Genomic DNA, 23453 nt, shown 5'->3' with positions numbered 1-23453 from the left:
CTCTCAGTCGGCGTGCGCCGGCGCCTTCGACGGCAGAATCCGGAAGGCGCGTCCTTCCTTCATCCACGCCGCGCGCTCGTCGCGCAACAGCGTGCGGCGGACTTTTCCGGAATCATCGCGCGGCGGGGTACCGACGATCTCGAAACTCTCCGGATGCTTGTAGCGGCTCAGCCTGTCCCTCAGGAATGCCGCCATGCCGTCGGCGATCGCCTGCCCGTCTGCATCGGCCTCCGGCTCGATGATCGCATGCACGCGTTGGCCGAACTCCGGATCGGGCAATCCCACGACCACGCAGGAGCGCACGCCGGGACAGGCGGAGACCGCGGCCTCGACCTCGGCCGGATAGATGTTGGCGCCGCCGCGCAGGACCATGTCGGCGAGCCGGTCGCCGAGATAGAGATAACCCTCCGCATCAAGCCTGCCGATATCGCCGAGCGACTCCCAGCCATCGGCGCGGCGCTTCGGCTCGGCGCCGAGATAGTGATAGGTGACGTCCGTGCCGTCATTGTTGAGGAAATAGATTTCGCCGGTCTCGCCCGGCGCGACGTCGTACCCATCCTCGCCGATGATGCGCAGCTTTGCCATGTCGCCGATCTTGCCGACCGAGCCCTTGTGCGTGAGCCACTCCGTACCCGAGATGACGCAGGAGCCCTGCCGCTCGGTGCCGCCATAGAGCTCCCAGATCCGCTCCGGGCCGAGCCAGGCGATCCAGTTTTCCTTCAGCCAGGGTGGCATCGGAGCTGCCATGTGGAATACGATCTGCAAGCTCGATAGGTCGTAGGCGTTGCGGACGTTCTCCGGCAGCGCCCAAATCCGGTGCATCATCGTCGGCACGAAATTGACCCATTGCACGCGCTCGCGCTCGATCAGCCGCAGCGTCTCCTCGGCATCGAACTTGACGAGGCCGGTAAGCTTGCCGCCGGCGAACAGCGCGTAATGCGACAGGATGAACGGCGCATTGTGGTAGAGTGGCCCGGGATTGAGCAGCGAGGCGCCGACGGGAATGCCGAGCGGCGGCGGCGCGGCAGTGTCGGTCACGGCAGGATGATGATCGAGGATCACCTTCGGCCGGCCGGTCGAGCCGCCACTGGTCATCGCCTTCCAGTAGCGCGCCACCGGCGGTGTCAACGGCTCATCGGAGAATCCTTGCGGCACGAAATCGGCAGGGAGACGGTTCGGCGCATTCCAGTCGGCCTCGCCGCCGACCACCAGCGCGGGCTTCAGGATGTCCAGCACCGCCGCCGCCTCGCCGCGCGGCAGCCGCCATGACAGCGAAGTCGGCGTCGCGCCGCACTTCCACACCGCAAAACTGGTCTCGAAAAACGCATTGCCGTTGGGAAGCCCGATCGCGACGAAATCGCCGGGTTTGACACCCCTGGCGGCGAACGCCCGCGCGCGCCGGTTGGCGCCGCGCTCGAGTTCGTCCCATGTCAGCGTATCCTGCCCATGGCGGACGGCGATCGTGCCTTGCGGTTTGCGTTCAGCGTACCAGCGCGGCACGTCGGACAGGGGCAGCAGCATCAGGCGTTTCCACTTCGTCTTCTTGGTGTCGCCGCGAGGGTGAGGCGCTCACGAGCCAAAGTGTAACAGCCACGGCAGCTCCTTCAAGCCATCCGCATCATCGCTCCGCCGCGCAAGCTCAACAGATCGAACGAGTGAGCATCGTGTCGCCGTTGCAACGCCGGTGAAAACATTGCGCCGGGACCCGTACCCGCGCGATGATCGCGCATGGATCGATCGCGAGACGTGCGTGCGTAACGGTCTTCACCAGATTGCCGTTGGACGCCGCCCCGTTCGCAGCGAACACGCTACCCTGTTATCCTCTCTCTCTTGCTCTTCGATTTGCGAAGCCGCCAAACTATCCGCGCATTGCATCACGAGCTGTGATCGACGTGCCACGTCAAGCAAAAAATGTCAGCATCCCAGCCATGAAATTCCCGGGTTCCACGGGTGACAAGCCGGCTATAAAGGGGCAAAAATCCGGTCCGATTCAGTTCGGGTTGAGTCCTCTAGAAATTACCCTTGGAAGAATGTCGTCCGTGATTGCATTGCGTCGTGCGGCGCTGCCCGTCGTTGCTGTGGCAGGATTGGTCCTGCCTATGTCGCATGGCCACGCCCAATGGTGGAAGCGCGCGCCGGTCGACTTCGAGGAATGCGCTGACGCCGCCGAGAAGTCCGCCACCAAGGCGGAGAAGACAACGGCGCTTGCCGAATGCAACGCGAAATTCGCCGGTCGCCGTAAGCCAGGCGGCGGCTATACCTATTACGACTTCCTGCAGGACCGCACCTTCGACATTGCCGGCCCCAATCCGACGCCGGAGGAGCAGAAGAAGATCGACCAATCCTACACCGCCTATCTCGCCAATCAGCGCCGCAGCAATGCGGCAGCAGAAGCGACAGCGCGCCAGCAGCGTGAGCAGCAGGAACAGCAACTCCAGCAGATCGCGCTGCGCAGCGAGGTCGAGCGCGTGCCCGTTCCGGTCGTACGGCCGAAAGTCCAGCAGGCGGGCGCCGACGCGCGGCCGCGACCGAAGGGCGCAGCCTGCACCAAAGGCGCGTTTTCCTGCGAATGGCCGCGACTGTCGGAGGGGCTGAACGAGCTGAAGAAGCTGTTCAATCCGACGCCGAGCAAGCCGGCGAAGAAGGGTTGAGCTGTTGCTGGTGTCGTCCCGGGCCGCGCGATGCGAGTGAAAGCGGAATGATTTAATTGGCATTCCGCCGCCGCAGCACATTTCATCGTCGTCCTGGTCCCCAGGGTGGAGTTTGGCGAAGACACATCGTTCGGTACTCCTACCGTCCGCTATCGATAGATTCCGCGGCATAGGTCCTGGCTTTCGCCAGGACGACGATTGAGGATGCGGCGCCTCAGTTCGTATGCTTCTTCTTTTTGTTGTGCGAGGACTTCGCCACTGTCGGGTTCGCCGTCGTCGTGGTCCCGCTCAGCGCCGACCGGCTCTGCTGCAATCGTGCATCGTAGCCGGGCGATACCGTGACCGTCGGCGGCCGGGCCTGGGCGAACGTGGATGCGCCGCAGAGTGCGGCCAGCGTGAGCCCGATTGCCAAACAAAGTTTCATCGCGCTCCTCCTATCAGCCTGCGCGAGATCACGCCCCGCCGCGGATCTGTTGCGGCGTCAACCTCGGCGGTCCCTTCCCCGCCGCCTCGGCCTCCCTGATCAGCGCGACAATGCGACGCGACAGTGGCACATCGACGCCGTTGCGCTCGGCAAGCGAGATGATTGCACCCTGGAGATAGTCGATCTCGGTCGTGCGTCCCTGCTTCAAATCCTGCCACATCGAGGAGCGCGCCTCCGGATCGATCTTCATGGTTCGTCCCAGGATCAGGTTGAAGATCGGATCCGGCAGCCGCAGCAGTGTCGGCATCCATTTCGGCGGGATCGGCGTTGCCGACACCGGCATGATGCCGGCGGCCTTCATCACGGCCACCCCCTCCTCAATCTGATCTGCGAACAGCCGCCGCCATTCGCGGCTCGCGAGCTGTGCGGCGAGCGGCATGTCGGACAGCGCGCTGAGTGCGTTGTTCAAGTTGATGATCAGCTTGCCCCATTGCACACCGGTGATATCGCGGCTCGCACGCATCGCGAGGCCCGGCACCGATAGCGCGAGAGCCGTGTTCGCCTCGTCCGCTTCGACATGGATATCGCCGGAGGTCGAGCGGTGGAAGCGCCCATCGCCCATCGCGATGACATTGAACGGCACCATGCCGGCGAGCACGCGCCGGCCGGCCAGACGCTCGCGCAAAACCGCGACGTTGCCGACACCGTTCTGCAGTGAGACGACGACGGCGTCCTGCGGCGCATGCAGCGCGATCTGGTCAGCCACATCGGCGGTGTCGGCGCTTTTCACCGTGACCAGCACGATGCCGGCGCTGTCGAAGATCGAAGGGTCTTCCGACAGTGCGAGCTTGGCCGCGCCGAGCTTGTTCTCGGACCCGTCGAAATCGGTCAGCCGCAGGCCGAACCGCTCGATCTCGGTCCTCACCCGCGGCCGCACCAGGAGTGCGACCCGGCGGCCACCGGCGGCCAGCATGCCGCCGACAAAACAGCCGATGGCGCCCGCGCCGGCCACCGCGATCGGTCGATCCGTAACCACGCCCCTTCTCCTTGGATGAACCGCCGTCTCGATAGCAGAGGCGAGGCCGGCTGCCCACCGTCCGGTTGCGTCGCATCTGCCTTGTAACCGTCATGAGAGCCCCATATGTTTTCGCCCCGGGGGCTTGTCACCGGCGAGAACTCGCCGATCGAGAACGCCAAAGGAGAGCACCATGGGTCTACTCGACGTCCTCAACGGCATGCAGAACGGCCCGCGCGGTCCGAGCACGCCGAGCTCACAAGAATCCTCCGGCGGCATGTCGCCGATGACCATGGCGATCCTCGGCCTGCTCGCCTGGAAGGCGTTCAAGCATCTGACGACCAACCAGTCCGGCACCGCGCCGCAGCCGTCGCCGACCCCTGCGCCCCCGCCGGTGAATGCGGGTGCGGGCGGCGGACTCGGTGACGTGCTCAAGGGCGGCCTTGGCGGCCTGCTCGCGGGTGGCGCGGCCGGCACCGTGCTCAGCGGTGGCCTCGGCGATCTCCTCAACCAGCTCCAGCAGGGCGGCCACGGCGAGACCGCGAACTCCTGGGTCGGCAAGGGTCAAAACAAGCCCATCGCTCCCGGCGATCTCGCCAACGCGCTCGGCGCCGACCAGATCGAGAGCCTCTCCGCCCAGAGCGGCCTGTCGCGCGACGAGCTGCTCTCCGGCCTCAGCCAGTACCTGCCGCAGGTGATCGACCATCTGACGCCGGACGGCCGGCTGCCGACCGAGAACGAGATCTCGGGCAGAATCTAATCGAAGTCTTAGGTTGGTTTGAGCATGATCTTTTCGGAAGATCGCTGCACGCGTTGCGCCAACGCGGCCGTTCGGGTCCGGATCATGCTTTAGGCGTTCAGGAAGGGGAGCACTGACATGAGCGTGGGTGGCCTGTTGTGGATCATCATCGTCGGCTTCATCGCCGGCCTCATCGCGCGCTGGCTCGCGCCGGGACCGAACAACCCGAGCGGCTTCATTCTCACCACCGTCCTCGGCATCGCCGGCGCGTTCCTCGCCACCTTCATCGGCCAGGCCATCGGCCACTACGGCCCCGACCAGGGCGCCGGCTTCATCACCGCCACCATCGGCGCGGTGGTGGTGCTGTTCATCTGGCACCGCCTGGTCGCGAGCGGCGTGATCAAGGGGTAGCGACGCTACTTGCTGAAGAACGGCGCGTTGCCGCGTCATCACCATGCCCCGGCTTGTCCCGGGCATCCACGTTGTGTTCTCCGCAGCAACCCTCATACACCGTCATTGCGAGGAGCTCTTGCGACGAAGCAATCCAGACTGCCACCGCGGATACCTTCTGGATTGCTTCGCGGAGCCTGTCATCGGGCCGCGCTCCGCGCGGACCCGTTGGCTCGCAATGACGAGTTACGTAATCAAATGCAGCCCGGCATCCATGCGCACGATCTCGCCGGTCATGTTGCTCGACGCCGGCGTTGCGAGGAAGCAGACAAGCTGCGCGATGTCCTCTGCCGTTGACGCGACCTTCAGCGGCACCTTCGCCACCACATTATCGCGAACCTGCTTGGCACCTTCCTCACCGCGGCCCTTGGTGAACCAGGGCGTATCGATATAGCCGGGGCAGACCGTGTTGACGCGGATCAGCGGCGCAAGCGCGCGCGCCAGCGACAGCGTGATGGTGTTGAGTGCACCCTTGCTCGCGGCATAGGCGATCGACGAGCCGACCCCGCTGATGCCGGCGACCGAGGACACGTTCACCACCGCCGACGGCCGCCCCGATGCATTCGCGCCGGCTTCGAGCAGGCTGCGCGCCGCGCGCACCATCTGGAACGGTCCGATGGTGTTAACGCCGAACAGCCGCTGGAAATCCTCCGAGGAGAGCCCGTCGAGATTGCCATGGGCGACGTGCTTGGTGGTGCCGGCATTGTTGATGAGCACGTCGAGCCGCCCCCAGGGCGCGGCCGCCGCAACGATCTTGCGGCAATCCTCATCGCGCGAGACATCGCCCTGTACGATCACAACTTCCGCCGCGCCCGCCTTGCGGCAGGCCTCGGCGGTCGACTCGGCTTCCTTCTGACTGGAGGAATAGTTGATGACGAGCCGCGCGCCGCTCCGCGCCAGAATTTGCGCGGTCGCCGCCCCGAGGCCGGATGCGGACCCCGTCACGATTGCGCACAAGCCGTCCTTTGCCATCCCGATTTCCTTCCCCTGAGTTGAATGCAAGCTCTTGGATGTAAGGGGCTCTGTTTAGCGAGTTTGCCGCGCCCTGCAAATCGACCAAACTCCGCAAAGCGGAATTAGTCTTTCTGCCCATGCCCGCGCCGCAGATGGACCTGCGATCAACGCTTGTCACGGCCATGGCTTTTTCCGATCATCGGGCGCAAGAAGAGACCCGCGCGCCTGCCACCGGGCCGGGCGTGCCAATGGCAAAACACGGGGAACGCTGTGGCGGAGAGTGACAATATCGTCGTCGAGACCGCGGAGAAGATCTTCGCCGATCTCGCCGATCCGCAAACCATCAATAACGATAAGAAGGACGCGTGGAAGACGCCGCTGTGGCAGGCGCTGAGCGAAGCCGGCCTGCCGCTGTCCTGGGTGCCCGAGGATCTCGGCGGCTCCGGCGCGAGCCTTGCCGACGGCTTTGCCCTGCTCAATGCGGCCGGACGCTTTGCGATCGCGGTTCCGCTGGCCGAGACCATGCTCGCGGGCTGGCTGCTCGCGCAAGCGAAGATCGCCTCCCCCGACGGCGAGATGACGGTCGTGCCGGCAAGCCCGAAGGACCGCATCACGCTCAACGCCGACGGTTCGCTCTCCGGCCGCGCCCGCGGCGTACCCTTTGCGAAGGCGGCCAAGCATTTTGCGGTGCTGGTGCACGGCAAGGACGGCGTCTCGATCGCGCTGGTCGACGCGGCCAAAGTGCGGATCGAAGCCGGACTCAATGTCGGCTACGACCACAGCGACGCAGTGACTCTCGACAACGTCGATCCCGTCACCATCAAGCCGGCGCCAAACGCTTTTGACCAGATCACCCTGATGCTGATCGGCGGCGTCGCGCGCAGCCTACAGATCGCCGGTGCGCTGGAGTCGATGCTCGACATTTCCGTGCGCTATTCCAACGAGCGGGTCGCCTTCGAGAAGAAGATCTCGAAATTCCAGGCCGTGCAGCACAATCTCGCCCGCCTCGCCGGCGAGTCCGCCGCGGCGCTCGCGGCTGCGACCTCAGCCGCCGACGCCGTCGCGAATGCAAAAGCCTTCGATGACGAGGTCTACCTCGAGGCCGCCTCGGCAAAGATCCGTTGCGCCGAAGCCGCGGAAAAGGGCGGCAGCATCGCGCATCAAGTGCACGGAGCGATCGGCTTCACCATGGAGCACATCCTGCACCGCTACTCGCTGCGGGCTTTGGCCTGGCGCGACGATTTCGGCTCGGAGAGCCACTGGGCCGTCGAACTCGGCAGGCTGGTTGCCAGTCGCGGCGCCGATGAATTGTGGCCGCTCGTGGCTTCGCGCTGATCAGAGGACGAGACATCAATGACTGCTGCCCTCCGTTTCGATCCGATCCGCCTGCCGCCCGAATGCGAGCAGCTCCGCAAGGAAGTGCGCGCCTTCCTCGCCGAGGAAATCGCCGCCGGCACCTTTGATCCGCACAAGCCCAACCGCGAGGACACCGACGCGCCGGAATTTTCCCGCCGGGTCGGCGCCAAGGGCTGGCTCGGCATGACATGGCCGAAGAAATATGGCGGCCAGGAACGCTCCTTCCTCGAGCGCTATGTCGTGACGGAAGAGATGCGCGTCGCCAATGCGCCGACGCGGCGCTTCTTCGTCGCCGACCGCCAGAGCGGGCCGGTGCTTTTGAAGTATGCTCCCGAGCACATCAAGATGGAGATCCTGCCGCGCATCTGTCGCGGCGAGCTGTGCTTTGCCATCGGCATGAGCGAGCCGAATTCGGGCTCAGACCTGTTCGCGGCGAAGACGCGCGCGACCAAGACCGATGGCGGCTATCTCATCAACGGCACCAAGATCTGGACCTCATCGGCGCATATCGCCGACTACATGATCGCGATCTTCCGCACCTCGCCGCCGACCAAGGAAAACCGCCGCCACGGCCTGACCCAGTTCCTGGTCAAGATGAAGCAGCCGGGCATCAAGGTGAACCCGATCGGCCAGATCACCGGTCAGTACGAGTTCAACGAGGTCGTCTTCACCGACTACTTCATCCCAGACGATCACGTGCTCGGCGAAGTCGATGGCGCCTGGAAGCAGGCGACATCGGAGCTCGCCTATGAGCGCAGCGGCCCCGAGCGCTTCCTGGAGACCTACTACGTGCTGACCGAGCTGGTGCGCGCGGTCGGCAGCGATCCGGACACGCGCAGCGCCGAAGGCATCGGCCGGCTGGTGGCGCAGCTCCACACCATGCGGCGCATGTCGGTCTCCGTTGCCGGCATGCTCCAGGCCGGCAAGGAGCCGGTGGTGGAAGCTTCCATCGTCAAGGACATCGGCACGGTGTGGGAGCAGCAGCTTCCGCACCGCGTGCGCGACCTCGCCGCCTTCGTCGAGGAGACCGCGACCAACCGCGAAACGCTGGAGCGGCAGCTCGATTTCGCCATCAAGACCGCGCCGAAACTCACCATCCAGGGCGGCACCACCGAGGTGCTGCGCGGCATCATCGCCCGCGGGCTCGGTCTGCGCTAATCGCGCGGACTTGGCCTGCGCTAATCATTCGAGGATCATCATGAGCACCTACAACGATATCGGCGTCGAGAAGGTCGGGCACGTCGGCACCATCGAGATCCGCCGCCCGCCGCTCAACTTCTTCGACATTTCGCTGATCAACCAGATCGCGGACGCGCTCGACGAGTTCGATCGCGACATCGAGATCCGCGCGTCCGTCCTGTCGGCGCAGGGCAAGGCGTTCTGCGCCGGCGCCAATTTCAACGACCCGGCCCGGCAAGAGCACGAGGCACGCGCGGCCGAGAGAACGGCAAAGGGCGATCCGGCCGACAGCCTCGGCTCCATCAACCATCTCTACATCCAGGCCGTGCGCATCTTCCGCGCCAAGAAGCCGATCGTCGCGGCCGTGCAGGGCGCGGCCATCGGCGGCGGATTGGGCCTCGCGGTCTCCGCGGATTTCCGCGTCACCTGCCCCGAGGCGCGCTTCGCCGCAAACTTCACCAAGCTCGGCTTCCACCCCGGCTTCGGCCTGACGGTGACGCTGCCCGAGCTGATCGGCAAGAACAACGCCGAGCTGATGTTCTACACCAGCCGCCGCGTCACCGGCGAAGAGGCCTACAAATGGGGCCTCGCCAACGAGCTGGTGCCGCAGGACCAGGTGAAATCCGCCGCGATGAAGCTCGCCGGCGAGATCGCCGAGTGCTCGCCGCTCGGCCTCATCTCCACCCGCGCCACGATGCGCGCAGGATTGGCCGACCGCGTATTGGCCGCGACCAACCATGAGCTCGCCGAGCAGACGCGGCTGCGCGCCACGGAAGATTTCAAGGAAGGCGTCAAGGCAACGGAAGAGCGGCGCATGGCGAACTTCAAGGGGCGGTGAGTTTTGTCGTCAGCTCGCTAGCCGCATCGTTGCGCCGTTGCTGCACTCTCTTGGGTCGTACCGGCGGCGCGGCCTCGTTCAACTGTTCAAGTTGATAGAGAGCATGGGCGGGAGACCGACCGAGCCGACTCGCGGCGTCAAGCGCGGAATCGCCGGAATATTTCCGCTTGTTAATACCCGGGCACCCTTGGCACGAGGACGGCCTGTTCCCATGTCCTGGCACGGGAGTTTTCCCTTGAGAGGACCGACCATGTCGTATTCGGACCCGGACAGTGCCTGGCGCAATGATGGCGGCGTGCAGCCGCATGTCTATGATCCCTATTTGCACCCGGAACTGTTCCGCGGCGTTGCGACGCGGCGGGTGTTCGCCTTCCTGATCGACCTGATCGTGATTTCGGTACCAGTCATCCTCGGCTACCTCTTCATCGCCGTGTTCGGCGTGGTCACGCTCGGCCTCGGCTGGGCGCTGTTCTGGCTGGCTTGGCCGGCATCGGTGGTCTGGGCCATCGTCTATTACGGCGCCTGCATCGGTGGTCCGTCATCGGCGACGATCGGCATGCGGGTCATGGATCTGGAGTTGCGCACCTGGTACGGCGCGCCCGGCTATTTCGTGCTCGGCGCCACGCATGCCGTGCTGTTCTGGGTGTCGGTCTCGTTCCTTTCACCCTTCGTGGTCCTGGTCGGCCTGTTCAACGGCCGCCGGCGCCTGCTGCACGATGTCGTGCTCGGAACCGTCGTGATTAACAATTCGGTTCGCGCACCCGCCCCTCACGCGGCGCGAACCTATTGAGCTAATCGATTGACCGGCGGCCTCCGTAGCGCGATGCTTATATCTACTTCGGAGGCCTACGACGCACCTTGACCCAGCACTCGCGCGATACCCCCCAGTTTTACCTCACGGCGCCCTCCCCCTGCCCCTATCTGCCAGGCCGGCACGAGCGCAAGGTGTTCACGCACCTCGTCGGGGATCGCGCCGGCGACCTGAACGACCTCCTGACCCATGGTGGGTTCCGCCGGAGTCAGTCCATCGCCTATCGGCCCGCCTGCGATCAGTGCCGCGCCTGCGTCTCGGTCCGGGTTATCGCCAACGAGTTCCGTCCCTCCCGTAATTTCCGCAAAGTGCTGGCGCGCAATGCCGACGTGATCGGCGAGCAGCGCAGCGCGGTACCGACCTCCGAACAATATTCGGTGTTCCGTGCCTATCTCGACGCCCGCCACCGCCACGGCGGCATGGCCGACATGACCGTGCTCGACTACGCCATGATGGTCGAGGACAGCCATGTCGAGACCCGCATCATCGAGTACCGTCGGCGCGGCCCCGACAGCGGCATCACCGGCCGTGGCGAGGAGCTGCTCGCAGTCGCACTCACCGACGTGCTCAGCGACGGGCTGTCGATGGTCTATTCCTTCTTCGAGCCGAGCCAGGTCAGCCGCTCGCTCGGCACTTTCATGATCCTCGACCACATCGCCCGCGCCCGCCGCCAGGGACTGCCCTACGTCTATCTCGGCTACTGGATCGAAGGCTCGAAGAAGATGGACTACAAGGCCCGCTTCCTGCCGCAGCAGCGCCTCGCGCCGTCGGGCTGGCTGCGCGTCGACGCACAGGGAGATGATGCGTCCGAGCCGCAGGACTGACCGGCGCGCCGGTCTCGTCGGGGCCGTTCAATGGAAAACGTGAAAGGTCGCAACGGCCAAGGAGGCGTCCTTGTCGAGCACCTATGACTTGATCGCACGGGCGATGATCGAGCGACAGCAAGTGCTCTGCTTCTATCAAGGCCACCCGCGCGCAATCTGCCCCGCAATATTGGGCCATACCGATGGCCAGGAATACACGCTTGCCTTTCAGTTTGCTGGGGGCTCCAGCAAAGGTCTGCCGCCCGAAGGCGAATGGAAGTGCCTCAAGGTCGCCGAGATGCGCAACGTCGAACTCCGCAGCGGTGAATGGCACGCGGGCTCAAGTCATCGCGAGCGCCAGCAATGCGTGAAGATTGTCGATCTCGATGTGAATCCGTTCAGCCCATATGAGCCGCGACGCCGCGTGGTGTCCCAACCGTCCAAGCCCCGAAAGGCTCGTCGTAAGGCATAACGGACAACCGGGCTTCGGTGCGGCCGCTGCGCAATTACCCGAACATCGTATCGAACAGCAGCTTCAGGTTCAAAATCACGATCACGCCCGCGACGATCCACGCGATTGCCGCGACGGACGCGGAAATCGCGAACTTGCCCATCTTGCGGCGGTCGGAGACGAAGCGCACCAAGGGGATGACCGCGAAGGGAAGCTGCATCGACAGCACGACCTGGCTGAACACCAAGAGATCGGCCGTACCGCGCTCGCCATAGATCGCCGTCACGATGATCACCGGAACGATCGCGATGCCGCGAGTGAGCAGGCGGCGCGCCCAGCTCGGCAGGCGCAGGTCGAGAAAGCCTTCCATCACGATCTGCCCCGCCAGCGTCGCCGTCACCGTCGAGTTGAGGCCCGAGGCGAGCAGTGCCACCGCGAACAGCGTCGAAGCGATGCCGAGGCCAAGCAGCGGCGACAGCAGCTCGAAGGCCTGGCCGATCTCGGCGACGTCGGAATGGCCGCTTCTGTGGAAGGTCGCCGCTGCGACCACGAGGATCGCGGCATTGATGAACAGCGCGAGCATCAGCGCGACGGTCGAGTCCGTCGTCGCCCATTTGATCGCCTCGCGCCGGCCGGCATCGTTGCGCTCATAGGCGCGCGTCTGCACGATCGAGGAGTGCAGATAGAGATTGTGCGGCATCACGGTGGCGCCGATGATCCCGATCGCGAGGTAGAGCATCTCCGGATTGGTGAAGATCTCTGCCTTCGGCGCAAAGCCGCGCAAGACCTCCGCGACCGGCGGCGCCGCGGCCGCGATCTGGACCGCGAAGCAGATCGCGATCACGGCAAGCAGCGCGATGACGAAGGCTTCCAGGAAACGGAAGCCGCGGTTCATCAGAAGCAGCAGCAGGAAGGCGTCGAGCGCGGCGAGCAGCGCGCCGCCGATCAGGGGAATGCCGAACAGGAGCTTCAGCGCGATCGCGGTGCCGATGACCTCGGCGAGATCGCAGGCGATGATCGCCGCCTCGCAGGCGAGCCAGAGCAGGAAGTTCACACCAGGCGAATAGGTCGCGCGGCAGGCCTGCGCGAGATCGCGGTCGGTGACGATGCCGAGCCTTGCCGCGAGTGATTGCAGCAGGATCGCCATCAAGTTCGAGAGCAGGATGACAGACAGCAGCGTGTAGCCGAACTTCGACCCGCCGGCGAGGTCGGTCGCCCAGTTGCCCGGGTCCATGTAGCCGACCGAGATGAGGTAGCCCGGACCGACAAAAGCGAGCAGTCGTCGCCACCAGCGGCCTGCGGCCGGAACGGCGACCGTGGCATTCACCTCGGCAAGGCTTTTGGCGGTGGGCGCATCAGTGCGCCAACCGGCAGCGTCAGGGGTCAAATCGGGCGAACGGGCATCCATGCTGGCAGAATACCGAAGTCGAACCTTATTGCAACTCATTTGCAACTGCATCTAGGCACACCTGTTCCGATGCTGTCGGGAAGCGGGTGGGTTTGGCGGTCCCCTGAAGGGAATACTGGCACGTGATCGACTTTGCAGGACATGTGCCATGACAACGACCTTTCCCGACACGTTCAACCGCCTCGCCTGGTCCAACCTGGCGGCGCAGTCCGCCGAGCAGATCGCACTCGCGGCCGCGCCCATCGTGGCCGTGCTGACGCTCGGCGTCGCGGAAGGCCAGACCGGCCTGCTGCAAACCGCGCTCACCCTGCCCTTCGTGCTGTTTGCGATTCCGGCCGGCCTGCTCGCCGATCGCATCTCCCGGCGCTCGCTGATGGCGGGCGCCGAGGCGCTGCGGGCGGCTGCGCTCGCGGCTATCGTGCTGCTGCTCTGGCTCGGCGCGCTCAACCTGCCGTTGCTCGCGCTGCTCGGCTTTGCCGCGGTGTGCGGCACCGTCGTCTATAGCGTGGCCGCCCCGGCGCTGGTGCCCTCGCTGGTCAGTTCGGAGCTGTTGCCGGCAGCGAATGCGCGGATCGAACTCGCGCGCACCATCGCCTTTGCCAGCGGTCCTGCGCTCGGCGGCACCCTGGTCGGCTGGCTTGGGGCGAGCCCCGCCTTCGCCTTTGCCGCTGCGCTTTCGGCCATCGCCGTGGTGCTGCTCTCCGGCCTCTACGAACCCGCCCGTGCGCCCACCCCGCGGCGCCATCCGTTCCAGGACATCCGCGAAGGCGCCGCCTTCGTGTTCCACCACGCGCTGCTGCGGCCGGTGTTCGTCACCCAATTCATCTTCAATACCGGCTGGTTCCTGCAGCTCGCGGTGTTCGTCCCCTATGCCGTGCGCCATCTCGGCCTGTCGGCCACGGGCGTCGGCATCGTGCTGGCGATGTACGGCGTCGGCATGGTGATCGGTGCGCTGGTTGCGACGCGCGTGATGCGCCGCATCGCCTTCGGCACCGTCATCGGCCTCGGCCCGGTCACCGGCCTCATTGCCGCGGTGGTGATGGCACTGACGGTGCTGGTCCCCTCGCCCTGGCTTGCAGGCTTGAGCTTCTTCCTGCTCGGCGTCGGGCCGATTCTCTGGGTGATCTCGACCACAACCTTGCGCCAGTCCGTGACGCCGCCGCGCCTGCTCGGCCGCGTCTCCGCAATCAACATCATGAGCTACGGCGCCCGCCCGCTCGGCTCGGCGCTCGGCGCAGTCGTCGGCGGCTTCTGGAGCGCGGAGGCATGTCTCTATCTCGCGGCAGCAGTGTTCGCCGTGCAGGCGCTGGTGATCCTGCTCTCGCCCGCCGTGGCGCTGGACCGGCAGCCGGACATGGTGGAGGACGGCGCACCGGTGCGCGCATGCTAGTGCCACCTCGTCCTTGCGAGCGCAGCGAAGCAATCCAGGAATGCACCCGTGGAAAGACTCTAGATTGCTTCGCTGCGCTCGCAATGACGGAGTGTGTTGAGATAGCCGGGCCTAACCCGCCAGATACCGCTCGTAGCTCCCCGTCACCGGTTCGCTCGCATCGATATCCGGATCGAGCGTATAGAGGTCCTGGGCGCGACCGATGCCGCGGAGCGCGTAGCGGCCGGTGGAGACGAGATAGCGGCGGCCGGTGGCATCTAAGCCCTGGTAGAATTCCGCCGATGCCAGCAGCTCGCGGTCGACCGAGCGGCTCATCGAGGCGATGCGGCTGACCTCGTTGACGGTCGGCCCCACCACCGTGAAGTCGAGCCGGTCCTCGCTGCCGATATTGCCGTAGAAGACTTCGCCGACATGGAGGCCGATATAGGCCGACGTGGTCGGACGGCCGTCGGCCGCCCGCCGCGTATTCAATGCCACGGCGTTCTTGCGGAACAGATGTTCGGCCCGCAGCGCCGCACGGCGCGCCGCCGCCATGTCCCCGTCGGTGAACATCGCGAGCACTCCGTCGCCGATCAGCTTCAACACATCGCCGCCGGCATCGTGGATCGCATCGATCACGGCCTGCGCGTAGTCGTTGAGGAACGGGATAATCTCGTCCGGCCCTATGCTCTCGCTGATTCCGGTCGAGCCGCGCAAATCAGAGTACCACAGCACGGCGTTTATGCGTTCGGTAACGCCGCGCGAGATGCGCCCGCGCAAGACCTGCTCGGAGGCATCGCGTCCGAGATAGACGCGGCCCAGCGTACGCACGATGTCGACCTGCTGTGCCGACTTGATTGCGAGCCCCAGCACCGGCACGAGATCGCGTAGCGCGGCGAGCTCGGCTTCGCTGAAGCCGTCGGCGCGACGCGTGGTCCAACAGGAATAGAGGCAATCCATCAGGCCGAGCGCACCAGTCTCGCCGAAGCGGTGCACGAAGGCGAGATAGTGCCGGTGTCCCTTTTCGGCGAGTTCGCCGATCTGCGAAAAATCGAGCGACGCCGCATCGGCGAGATCGATCACCATCTCATCGTGGCCGTGCTCCAGCATGTGAAAGAACACCGAGCGGCGCCAGCTCCTGGCGGCATCGCCTTCGGCGGTCGAGCCGTATTCGAACACGTCGCTCTCATTGCTCGGCCGGTCGCTCCAGCGAAAGCCACGGCCCTCATAGATCGGATGCAGCGTGTCGATGACGACGAGCCCACGCGAGAGTTCCAGCCCTTCGGCGCGGCAGCGCTCGCAGAAACCGCGGAGCAGTTCGTTTTCGGGCAGGCCGGTGAGACCCTGGCCGGTCAGCCAGTTCATCAGCTCGAGGCGGGAGGTCAATTGCATGCGCCATTATGGCGTGCATTCGTGACGAGCGAAAGGCGGAAGCCGCTCGCAGGCCGTGCAGCCTCAAGGCTCTCGCCTACTGCAGGCCGAATATGCCGCAGGCGCGGTTGACGCGCTCTGCCCGCGGGCCGCAAATGCGATCGATGACATCGCCGCCGACTCGAACCAGAAACGCCAGGATATGAGCCAGCGACAGCTTCCGATTATCCTGGCGCTTGGCACCACGCAGACGTTGGCCTGGGCCTCCAGCTACTAACTGCCAGCGCTGCTCGCCGATCCCATGGCGCATGACCTCGGCGTCTCCTCCAACTGGATCTTTGGCGCGTTCTCGGCGTCGCTCATCATCTCCGCGATGCTCGGCCCGCGCATCGGGCGACAGATCGACCTCGTCGGCGGACGGCAGGTTCTGTCGGCCTCCAACGTGACGATTGCCGCCGGCCTCGTGCTGCTTGGGTTCTCGCAATCCATCACGGTGATGGCGATCGCCTGGCTCGTGCTCGGCATCGGCATGGCGATGGGACTCTATGATGCCGCCTTCGCCGCGCTTGGCCGCATCTACGGCACCGAGGCACGCGGCTCGATCACGGGCATCACGCTGATGGCGGGGTTTGCCTCGACCGTCGGCTGGCCCCTCACCGCCTGGGGCCTATCGCATATCGGCTGGCGCGATACCTGTTTTGCCTGGGCGGCCGCCAACATCCTGATCGGCCTGCCCCTGAATTTCTTCATGCTGCCGGCGATCAAGGGCGCAAAGCAGGCCGCGGCGACCGCGACGAAGCCGCATTTGCCGCTCGACCGCACCATGATCCTGCTCGCCTTCATCTTCGCCGCGGTCTGGACCGTGACCGGTGCGATGGCGGCGCATTTTCCGCGCATTCTCGAGACCACCGGCGCGACGCCCGTCGAGGCGATCGCGGCCGGCGCGCTGATCGGCCCGGCACAGGTCGGCGCGCGCATTCTCGAAGCGGGTTTCCTCAGCCGCTTCCATCCGCTGTGGTCGACGCGGCTCGCCTGCCTCACCCACCCGATCGGCGCGGTGATCGTGGCGATCTTCGGCGGCGCCGCGGCGAGCGCCTTCGCGCTGTTCCACGGCTCCGGCAACGGCATTTTGACCATTGCGCGCGGCACGCTGCCGCTCGCGATCTTCGGCCCGAAGGATTTCGGCTATCGCCTCGGCATCATCGGCGCGCCGGCGCGCATGGCGCAGGCGGTAGCGCCACTCGCCTTCGGTCTGCTCATCGACGTCATGGGAGCCAAGGTGCTGATCGTCTCGTCCGCGCTCAGCCTCTCGGCGCTGGCTGCGCTGTTTCTGATCCCTGCCGAGGACCGGCCGGATTGATCATACCCGCGGCCAGCTCTTTGCCTCGCTGGTCGCGATCCAGATGCCGGCGAACACTGCGACGAGCCCGGCGAGCAGATTGGGCGTGATCGGCTCGCCGACCAGCAGCGCTGCGAGCAAGGCTGCCGCGATCGGATTGACCGTCATCGTATTGGCGACGCGGGTCGGCGTCGCACGTTCCAGCGCCTTGACCCAGAGGATGAAGGCGAGCGCGCCACCGCCAACGCCGAGATAGACGCCGGCGGTCCACTGTGCCGCCGTGAAATGATCGAGCGCCGCAAAGCTGCCGCGCAGAAAGCCCACCAGGATCAGCGCGACGGCGCCCGCGCCCATGCCGACCGTGAGAAAGCCGAGCGCGCTGGAGCGCTGCATCAAGGGGCGCGACAGCACATTGTAGAACGCCATGCAGAACACGGCTCCGGTCATGATCAGCTCGCCACGCCAGGCACCCGGCGGGCTTAGCGCCAGCCCCGCCGCGAGCGCCCCCGCCACGCCGACCACTGCGATGCCGACGCCGGTGATCTTGCGCGCCGTCAGCCGCTCGACGCCGAGAAGCGCGCCGACCACCATGGTGTGGAGCGGCAGCGTGGCCAACGCGAGACTGGCGCGCGCGGCGGTCGTGTAGGACACTGCGATATTGTAGAAGATGAAGAACAAGCCGAAGAAGCAGACGCCGAGCAGCGCCACGGCCGGCAGGTCGCGCCGTGACGGCCAGCGGACGCCGATCAGGAGCGCACTCGGCAACAGGCAGACAAAGCCGATGCCCCAGCGCAGGATCGCAAGAAGGATCGGGTCGCCTCCGCCGACGAGATAGCGGGTGATCGCCGCCGCAGTGCCGCCGAGACTGCTGGACGCCAGCGCGATCGCAACCCCGATCCACTCTCCCACGGCGTTCCCTCACGGAGCTAGACGCGGGCGCCTAGCACGGCTCTGCTGCCACCGTCATGGCAGCAGAATCAGCTCCCCCGTGGGATCGCGGTCCTTGCGGGACCTCAGTCGTAAAACTCCGGCGCCAACTTCTGGCCGTCGCGCTGGGCCTTGTCGTGGTTGATCCAGAGCTGCGCCTTTTCCTTGCCCAGCGTATCGGCGATCTTCTGCATCGAGGCCGAGCTCTGGTCCTTGTTGACGTTCATGCTAGGCACGCGGCGGTTGTCCCAATTGTCCTTGAAGTGGACGGCGTCGCCGGACAACAGCACCGCGCCGGTCTTCGGCAATTTCACCAGCAGCGATTGATGTCCGGGCGTGTGCCCGGGCGTCGACAGGATGGTCACGCTGCCGTCGCTGAACACGTCCTTGTCGCCCACGAGCAACTCGACGGGATGCGAGGGTTTGAAGCGCGGCTCGTTGTTGGCGCCGGGCCAGTCATATTCGGCCTTCTGCACGTAGAGCATGGCCTGCGGAAACATTTCGACATTACCGATGTGATCGGGATGGGTGTGCGAGACGCCCATCATCTTGATGTCGGCCGGCTTCACCCCGATCTGCTCGAGCTGGGCTTGTAGCGTCTTCGGACGCCGCCAGGTGACGGCCTTGGGATCGGCGGGCGCAAGCCCATTGGGCATAGCGGCGACGGCATCGGCAATGCCGGTGTCCCACAGGAACCAGTCCTGCCCGTGCCTGATGAGATAGCAGGTGTCGACGAAGTCCATCGACTTGCGTTCGTTCAGGCCCGGCGTCCAACGCGAGATGTCGCCGGCGGTGCCTTCGCCGCAATTGAGGATGTAGAGCTTTTCTACGCCGGATTTCTGGGACTGCACAGGAGCCGCCGTGGAGCCGAGCACAAGGGCGATGGCGGAGAACGCAAGGCCGATCCGACGCATTGTTCCTGTTCCTTTCACCGTGACGCGCGTGGTCGCGTGTCGACCTCAGGACCAAACCCGGCGCGGGGCGAAAATTCCCGAAGCAGCGGATCACATCAGTGCGGACAGGTCTCGACCTCGACCGTGACGTGGCTCAGCCCCTTCAGGCCGGCGAGCCGCCTCTTGTAGACGGCCGGCTGCTTGGGAGCATCCGACACCACCGAGACGAGCACGGCGCAATGGCCGGGCCCGACCTGCCAGAGGTGCAGATCGGTGACGCGGTCGTCGCCGACTTCCATCCGCGCACGGATGGTTCGCTCCAGCTTCTCGTCCGCGCGCACGTCGAGCAGCACCGCGCCCGAGGCCTTGACCAGGCCGAACGCCCAGCTCGCGATCACCGCACTGCCGATCAGGCCGACGGCCGGATCGGCCCAGACCCATCCCGAATACATCGCGACGGCGAGTGCCGCGATCGCCAGCACCGAGGTCGCGGCATCCGCCATGACATGGACGTAAGCGGCGCGAAGATTGTTATCGTGGTGATGGTGGTGATGGCCGTGATGATCATGGTCATGATCGTCGTGATCATCATGCACATGGCTGTGGCCGTGATCATGGCCATGATGGTGGTGGTCATGGCTGTCGCGCAGCAGCCACGCGCTCGCCAGGTTGACGCACAGGCCAAGGGCCGCAACCGCGATCGCCTCACCGTATACGATTGGCACCGGCGTGATCAGCCGCAGCACGCTCTCATAGGCAATCTCCACCGCGATCAATCCCAGAATGATCGCGCTGGAAAAGGCGGCAAGATCGCCGAACTTGCCGGTGCCGAACGTGAAGTGCGCGTTCCCGAGGTGCCGGCGCGCGAAGCGGTAGGCGAACGCGGCGATGCCGAGGGCTGCCGCATGGGTGCCCATGTGCCAGCCGTCGGCGAGCAACGCCATCGAGCCGAACAGGGAACCGGCCAGGATCTCACCGACCATCATCACCAGCGTCAGGACGACCACGAACCAGGTGCGCCGCTCATTCTCGTCGTGCCGCTCGCCCAGGAACGCGTGATCATGCGTCCATTGTTCGATGGAATGTGAATGCATCGTGATATCTCCAGGCGCGGATTTCTGCGCCTAATATAGGCCCTGACAGCATACCTTACTAACGCTGATTGCCGGCGAAACCGGCGATTGACAGACCAGCGCGGTTTCGCTGTAATTAGAACCATGGGGATTTGAGCGATCTCCCCACGAGGCGACATGCCCAAGTATCGCGTCCCGTTCGGTTCTTGCGAGGACGCATCATGTCTACTTTCACGACGATATCATCCGACAAGCTGGCGCGCCTGATCGGCACGGCCAATACCCCCACCCTGATCGACGTGCGGACGGAGGAGGATTTTGCCGCCGACCGGCGGCTGATCCCCGGCTCCATCAAGCTCAGTCCCGACAACGTTCCGGACTGGGGCGGCGAATTCGCCGGCCGCTCTGCCATCGTCTCCTGCCTGCGCGGCGAAAAGCTTGCGCAGGGCACCGCAGCGTGGCTCCGCCAGCTCGGTGTGCTGGCCGAGACGCTCGAGGGCGGCTTCGAGGGCTGGAAGGCAGCAAAACTGCCGCTGGTCGACACACGCAAGCTGCCGCCACGTGATGACAGGGGGCGGACCATCTGGGTGACGCGCGCGCGGCCGAAGGTCGACCGCATCGCCTGCCCCTGGCTGATCCGCCGTTTCGTCGATCCCAATGCGGTGTTCCTGTACGTGACGCCACCCGAAGTGGTCGGCGTCGGCGAGCGCTTTGGCGCAGCGCCCTTCGACATCGAAAACGTGTTCTGGAGCCATCGCGGCGAGCTCTGCACCTTCGACGTGATGGTGGAGGAGTTCGGGCTCGCCACGCCACCCTTGCAGCGGCTGGCAACGCTCGTGCGCGGCGCCGACACGGCGCGCCCCGACCTCGCTCCGGAGGCGGCCGGCCTGCTCGCTGCGTCCCTCGGGCTGTCGCGGATGTATGACGACGACCTCGCGCAGCTTGAAGCCGGCATGACGCTCTACGACGCCTTCTACCGCTGGTGCCGCGACGCCACCACCGAGACCCACAACTGGCCGACCAACAAGGTGAAGGCGTAATGGATACCCGCGCTGTTCAAGCAGGAGCTGATGCCGGTCACGGCATCAGCTTCAGCGAAGCCTTTCGCGTCTGGGTCCGCGTCGCCTGCCTGAGTTTTGGCGGGCCGGCGGGCCAGATCGCGGTGATGCACCGCATCCTGGTCGAGGAGAAGAACTGGATCTCCGAGGGCCGTTTCCTGCATGCGCTGAACTACTGCATGCTGCTGCCGGGACCGGAGGCGCAGCAGCTTGCCATCTATGTCGGCTGGCTCCTGCATCGCACCGCCGGCGGGCTGGTGGCGGGCGGGCTGTTCATCGTGCCGGGCATCATCGCCATCATGGGCTTGAGCTATATCTATGCAGCTTACGGCAATGTCAGCTTCGTCGAGGCGCTGTTCTTCGGGCTGAAGGCCGCCGTGCTCGCCATCGTCGTCGAGGCGGTGGTGCGCGTGGGCAAGCGCGCACTGAAGAACCGAATCATGATCGCGCTCGCCGCGATCGCCTTCGTCGCGATCTTCTTCTTCGCGGTTCCCTTCCCGATCATCATCATCGCTGCCGGCCTGATCGGCTATGTCGGCGCCAGGAGCGGCCGCCCGGAATTCGCGCCGGCCGGCCACGGCCATGGCAGCAACACGGCCGCGATCGACAGCATGCTCGGCGAAGCGGTGCCTGATCACGTTCGTCCCGATACCGCGCGCACCATCCGGGTCGGCGCGGTATGGCTTGCGCTCTGGCTGCTGCCGGTGATAGCGCTGCTCGCCGCGTTCGGTGAGGCCAACGTGTTCAGCCAGATCGCTCTGTTCTTCTCGAAGATGGCGCTGGTCACCTTCGGCGGCGCCTATGCCGTACTGGCCTACGTCGCCCAGCAGGCAGTCGAGCATTATCACTGGCTGAAACCGCAGGAGATGCTCGACGGGCTCGGCATGGCCGAGACCACGCCGGGCCCGCTGATCATGGTGCTCCAGTTCGTGGGCTTCATGGCCGCTTTCCGCGAACCGAGCGGCCTGCCGCCGATGCTCGCGGCGACCCTCGGCGGATTGCTCGCGACCTGGGTCACCTTCACGCCCTGCTTCCTCTGGATCTTCGTCGGCGCGCCCTACATCGAGCGGCTGCGCGGCAACACGGGCCTCGCCGGCGCGCTCAGTGCGATCACGGCGGCCGTCGTCGGTGTGATCCTCAACCTGTCGATCTGGTTCGCGCTGCACACGCTGTTCCGCGAGACCGCACCGGTGAACGTCTTTCCGCTGTCCTTCGACCGACCGTTGCTGTCGAGCGTCGACGTCCCGGCGCTAGTGCTGTCGATCGGCGCCGCGACCGCGCTCTTCCGCTTCAAGCTCGGCATGCTCACGGTGCTGGCGGGCTCATGCGCGGCGGGCGTGGCGCTGCGCCTAGTCGGGGTGATTTAGGGAGACGGACTCCTCTGGCCCTGCGAAAGACGGTAATATGAGGTGTTGTTCGAGAGGAGTCCACGCCTCGTGGGATCGGCTTCGGATCAGGTCGCCAAACCACGCGGACGATTGCTAGTCGTCCTGTTGCTCTTCGGCTTGCTTGCGGCTGTCTGCCTGGGGGCTATCTACTACGCCGGCGACCTGTCCAAGCTTCAGACCGTCGTGGCCGCGCGGGAAGGCCGCACCGCGTTGCGCGGCGTGACGGATCCTGGAGAGCTCGATCAAGCCATCGAGCAGTATCCGTCCAACAAGCTCCTCAGGCTCGTCGCACTCGCAAACAGGGACATGAACGAAATCGATGCTGCCGCCCAGAAGCTGCTTGATGAAGCCGCGCCAAGGCCCTTTCCGAGTCTCGGCGATCTCGGCGCAGCCAGCCGCGATGACCTTGACGCACTTCGGCGCGACCTGAAGACCGCAGAAGCCAACGTCGCGGCGTCCGCGGCGCGCTACAATGAGCAGCTCAGGTCTGCGCGCGAGAACGTGGAGAAGGATGCCCGGTCAGTGAACGTCGGCGACGAGCGATTGTCGTCCTTCATGGCGATGATCGACGAGCAGCATACGGTCTGGATCGCGCTCGCCTCGAAAAGACTCGCCGCAAGCGCAGATTATTACAATGCCTACGAGAAATGCGCGGCCCTGCTGATGCGCGAGTTCGGTACCTATAGGATTGAGAACGGCCAGTTCGTGTTTCCCTTCCAGTCCATGGCCAACGGCTATAATCGTGCTGCGGCCGCGATGACGGACGCCGCCAAACGCGAGTCCGAGCTCGACGGCGAAAGGGCGAGCCTGCGACAGTCGGAGCTGAGCCGATGGAAGGCCTTTGTCGAGCAGTAGTGACGTGCCGTATCTCGCGCTAAGCAACATTCACCGCCCGACGTCGAACGATAGCCTTTCCACACTTTCACTGTCATCGCCCGCGAAGGCGGGCGATCCAG

22 protein-coding genes and 1 pseudogene are annotated in these 23453 nt (G+C 65.3%); 14 read left to right on the top strand and 9 right to left on the bottom strand.

The genetic code is table 11. The annotated features are described in order from the left end of the window. Positions 1 to 3: 3 nt before the first annotated feature. Positions 4 to 1521: an AMP-binding protein gene (locus MTX21_RS03570; protein ID WP_280970549.1), complete on the bottom strand. Its 1518-nt coding sequence runs from the start codon at positions 1519 to 1521 to the stop codon at positions 4 to 6. 509 nt (positions 1522 to 2030) lie between these two features. Here MTX21_RS03570 and MTX21_RS03565 point away from each other — a divergent pair. Beyond that, entirely contained in the window at positions 2031 to 2651 is a 621-nt protein-coding gene (locus MTX21_RS03565) for a hypothetical protein (RefSeq protein WP_280970548.1), read from the top strand. A gap of 214 nt (positions 2652 to 2865) precedes the next feature. On the opposite strand, the gene MTX21_RS03560 is transcribed toward MTX21_RS03565, so the two are convergent. Then, positions 2866 to 3075, bottom strand: a complete 210-nt coding sequence (locus MTX21_RS03560) for a hypothetical protein (protein ID WP_280970547.1) — start codon at positions 3073 to 3075, stop codon at positions 2866 to 2868. 28 nt (positions 3076 to 3103) lie between these two features. Then, a complete protein-coding gene (locus MTX21_RS03555; protein WP_280970546.1) occupies positions 3104 to 4111 on the bottom strand; it encodes a 2-dehydropantoate 2-reductase in 1008 nt (335 codons plus the stop codon). Between the two features lie 172 nt (positions 4112 to 4283). On the opposite strand from MTX21_RS03555, the gene MTX21_RS03550 reads away from it, so the two are divergent. Both MTX21_RS03550 and MTX21_RS03545 read left to right on the top strand, forming a co-directional pair. Continuing rightward, the gene (locus MTX21_RS03550; protein WP_280970545.1) at positions 4284 to 4850 is read left to right on the top strand and encodes a YidB family protein; all 567 of its coding nucleotides are present in this window, start codon (positions 4284 to 4286) and stop codon (positions 4848 to 4850) included. A gap of 117 nt (positions 4851 to 4967) precedes the next feature. Beyond that, positions 4968 to 5240 carry a GlsB/YeaQ/YmgE family stress response membrane protein gene (locus MTX21_RS03545; RefSeq protein ID WP_280970544.1) on the top strand — a complete coding sequence of 91 codons (273 nt, stop codon included), beginning with the start codon at positions 4968 to 4970 and terminating at the stop codon, positions 5238 to 5240. 225 nt (positions 5241 to 5465) lie between these two features. Here MTX21_RS03545 and MTX21_RS03540 read toward each other — a convergent pair whose 3' ends face one another. After that, entirely contained in the window at positions 5466 to 6251 is a 786-nt protein-coding gene (locus MTX21_RS03540) for an SDR family oxidoreductase (RefSeq protein WP_280970543.1), read from the bottom strand. Positions 6252 to 6503: 252 nt separating this feature from the next. Here MTX21_RS03540 and MTX21_RS03535 point away from each other — a divergent pair, with 252 nt between their 5' ends. The 6 genes from MTX21_RS03535 (at position 6504) to MTX21_RS03510 (ending at position 11692) form a co-directional block, all read left to right on the top strand. Then, complete coding sequence (locus MTX21_RS03535; RefSeq protein ID WP_280970542.1) at positions 6504 to 7568, top strand: acyl-CoA dehydrogenase family protein; 1065 nt, start codon at positions 6504 to 6506, stop codon at positions 7566 to 7568. Positions 7569 to 7586: 18 nt separating this feature from the next. Further along, positions 7587 to 8747 carry an acyl-CoA dehydrogenase family protein gene (locus MTX21_RS03530; protein ID WP_280970541.1) on the top strand — a complete coding sequence of 387 codons (1161 nt, stop codon included), beginning with the start codon at positions 7587 to 7589 and terminating at the stop codon, positions 8745 to 8747. 40 nt (positions 8748 to 8787) lie between these two features. Beyond that, positions 8788 to 9606, top strand: coding sequence for an enoyl-CoA hydratase/isomerase family protein (locus MTX21_RS03525; RefSeq protein ID WP_280970540.1), 819 nt, complete (start codon positions 8788 to 8790; stop codon positions 9604 to 9606). A gap of 250 nt (positions 9607 to 9856) precedes the next feature. Continuing rightward, positions 9857 to 10396 carry an RDD family protein gene (locus MTX21_RS03520; RefSeq protein WP_280970539.1) on the top strand — a complete coding sequence of 180 codons (540 nt, stop codon included), beginning with the start codon at positions 9857 to 9859 and terminating at the stop codon, positions 10394 to 10396. A gap of 68 nt (positions 10397 to 10464) precedes the next feature. Further along, positions 10465 to 11241 carry an arginyltransferase gene (locus MTX21_RS03515; RefSeq protein WP_280970538.1) on the top strand — a complete coding sequence of 259 codons (777 nt, stop codon included), beginning with the start codon at positions 10465 to 10467 and terminating at the stop codon, positions 11239 to 11241. Positions 11242 to 11311: 70 nt separating this feature from the next. Beyond that, positions 11312 to 11692, top strand: coding sequence for a hypothetical protein (locus MTX21_RS03510; protein WP_280970537.1), 381 nt, complete (start codon positions 11312 to 11314; stop codon positions 11690 to 11692). Positions 11693 to 11726: 34 nt separating this feature from the next. On the opposite strand, the gene MTX21_RS03505 is transcribed toward MTX21_RS03510, so the two are convergent. Beyond that, complete coding sequence (locus MTX21_RS03505; RefSeq protein ID WP_280970536.1) at positions 11727 to 13079, bottom strand: Nramp family divalent metal transporter; 1353 nt, start codon at positions 13077 to 13079, stop codon at positions 11727 to 11729. Positions 13080 to 13227: 148 nt separating this feature from the next. On the opposite strand from MTX21_RS03505, the gene MTX21_RS03500 reads away from it, so the two are divergent. Continuing rightward, positions 13228 to 14469 (top strand): MFS transporter, encoded by a 1242-nt coding sequence (locus MTX21_RS03500; protein WP_280970535.1) that lies wholly within the window; start codon positions 13228 to 13230, stop codon positions 14467 to 14469. Positions 14470 to 14580: 111 nt separating this feature from the next. On the opposite strand, the gene MTX21_RS03495 is transcribed toward MTX21_RS03500, so the two are convergent. Further along, the gene (locus tag MTX21_RS03495) at positions 14581 to 15840 is read right to left on the bottom strand and encodes an adenylate/guanylate cyclase domain-containing protein (RefSeq protein ID WP_280970534.1); all 1260 of its coding nucleotides are present in this window, start codon (positions 15838 to 15840) and stop codon (positions 14581 to 14583) included. 181 nt (positions 15841 to 16021) lie between these two features. Between MTX21_RS03495 and MTX21_RS03490 the strand changes: the two are divergent. After that, positions 16022 to 17179: pseudogene (locus MTX21_RS03490) on the top strand (MFS transporter). On the opposite strand, the gene MTX21_RS03485 reads toward MTX21_RS03490, so the two are convergent. The 3 genes from MTX21_RS03485 to dmeF form a co-directional block, all read right to left on the bottom strand. Continuing rightward, the gene (locus tag MTX21_RS03485; protein ID WP_280970533.1) at positions 17180 to 18067 is read right to left on the bottom strand and encodes a DMT family transporter; all 888 of its coding nucleotides are present in this window, start codon (positions 18065 to 18067) and stop codon (positions 17180 to 17182) included. It lies immediately after the preceding pseudogene. Between the two features lie 104 nt (positions 18068 to 18171). Continuing rightward, on the bottom strand, positions 18172 to 18999 hold the full coding sequence (locus tag MTX21_RS03480; protein ID WP_280970532.1) for an N-acyl homoserine lactonase family protein: 828 nt from the start codon (positions 18997 to 18999) through the stop codon (positions 18172 to 18174). Positions 19000 to 19094: 95 nt separating this feature from the next. Next, complete coding sequence (gene dmeF, locus MTX21_RS03475; RefSeq protein ID WP_280970531.1) at positions 19095 to 20072, bottom strand: CDF family Co(II)/Ni(II) efflux transporter DmeF; 978 nt, start codon at positions 20070 to 20072, stop codon at positions 19095 to 19097. A gap of 200 nt (positions 20073 to 20272) precedes the next feature. On the opposite strand from dmeF, the gene MTX21_RS03470 reads away from it, so the two are divergent. The 3 genes from MTX21_RS03470 (at position 20273) to MTX21_RS03460 (ending at position 23352) form a co-directional block, all read left to right on the top strand. Then, a complete protein-coding gene (locus MTX21_RS03470; RefSeq protein ID WP_280970530.1) occupies positions 20273 to 21091 on the top strand; it encodes a chromate resistance protein ChrB domain-containing protein in 819 nt (272 codons plus the stop codon). Then, on the top strand, positions 21091 to 22476 hold the full coding sequence (gene chrA / locus MTX21_RS03465; RefSeq protein WP_280970529.1) for a chromate efflux transporter: 1386 nt from the start codon (positions 21091 to 21093) through the stop codon (positions 22474 to 22476). The genes MTX21_RS03470 and chrA overlap by 1 nt, the downstream gene beginning before the upstream one ends. 69 nt (positions 22477 to 22545) lie before the next feature. Continuing rightward, positions 22546 to 23352 (top strand): hypothetical protein, encoded by an 807-nt coding sequence (locus tag MTX21_RS03460; protein WP_280970528.1) that lies wholly within the window; start codon positions 22546 to 22548, stop codon positions 23350 to 23352. Positions 23353 to 23453 lie beyond the last annotated feature (101 nt).

Source organism: Bradyrhizobium sp. ISRA430 (assembly GCF_029909975.1).
Classification (GTDB): Bacteria; Pseudomonadota; Alphaproteobacteria; order Rhizobiales; family Xanthobacteraceae; genus Bradyrhizobium.
The sequence above is the reverse complement of the archived record's forward strand: the minus strand, read 5'-3'. Positions and strand labels throughout refer to the sequence as shown.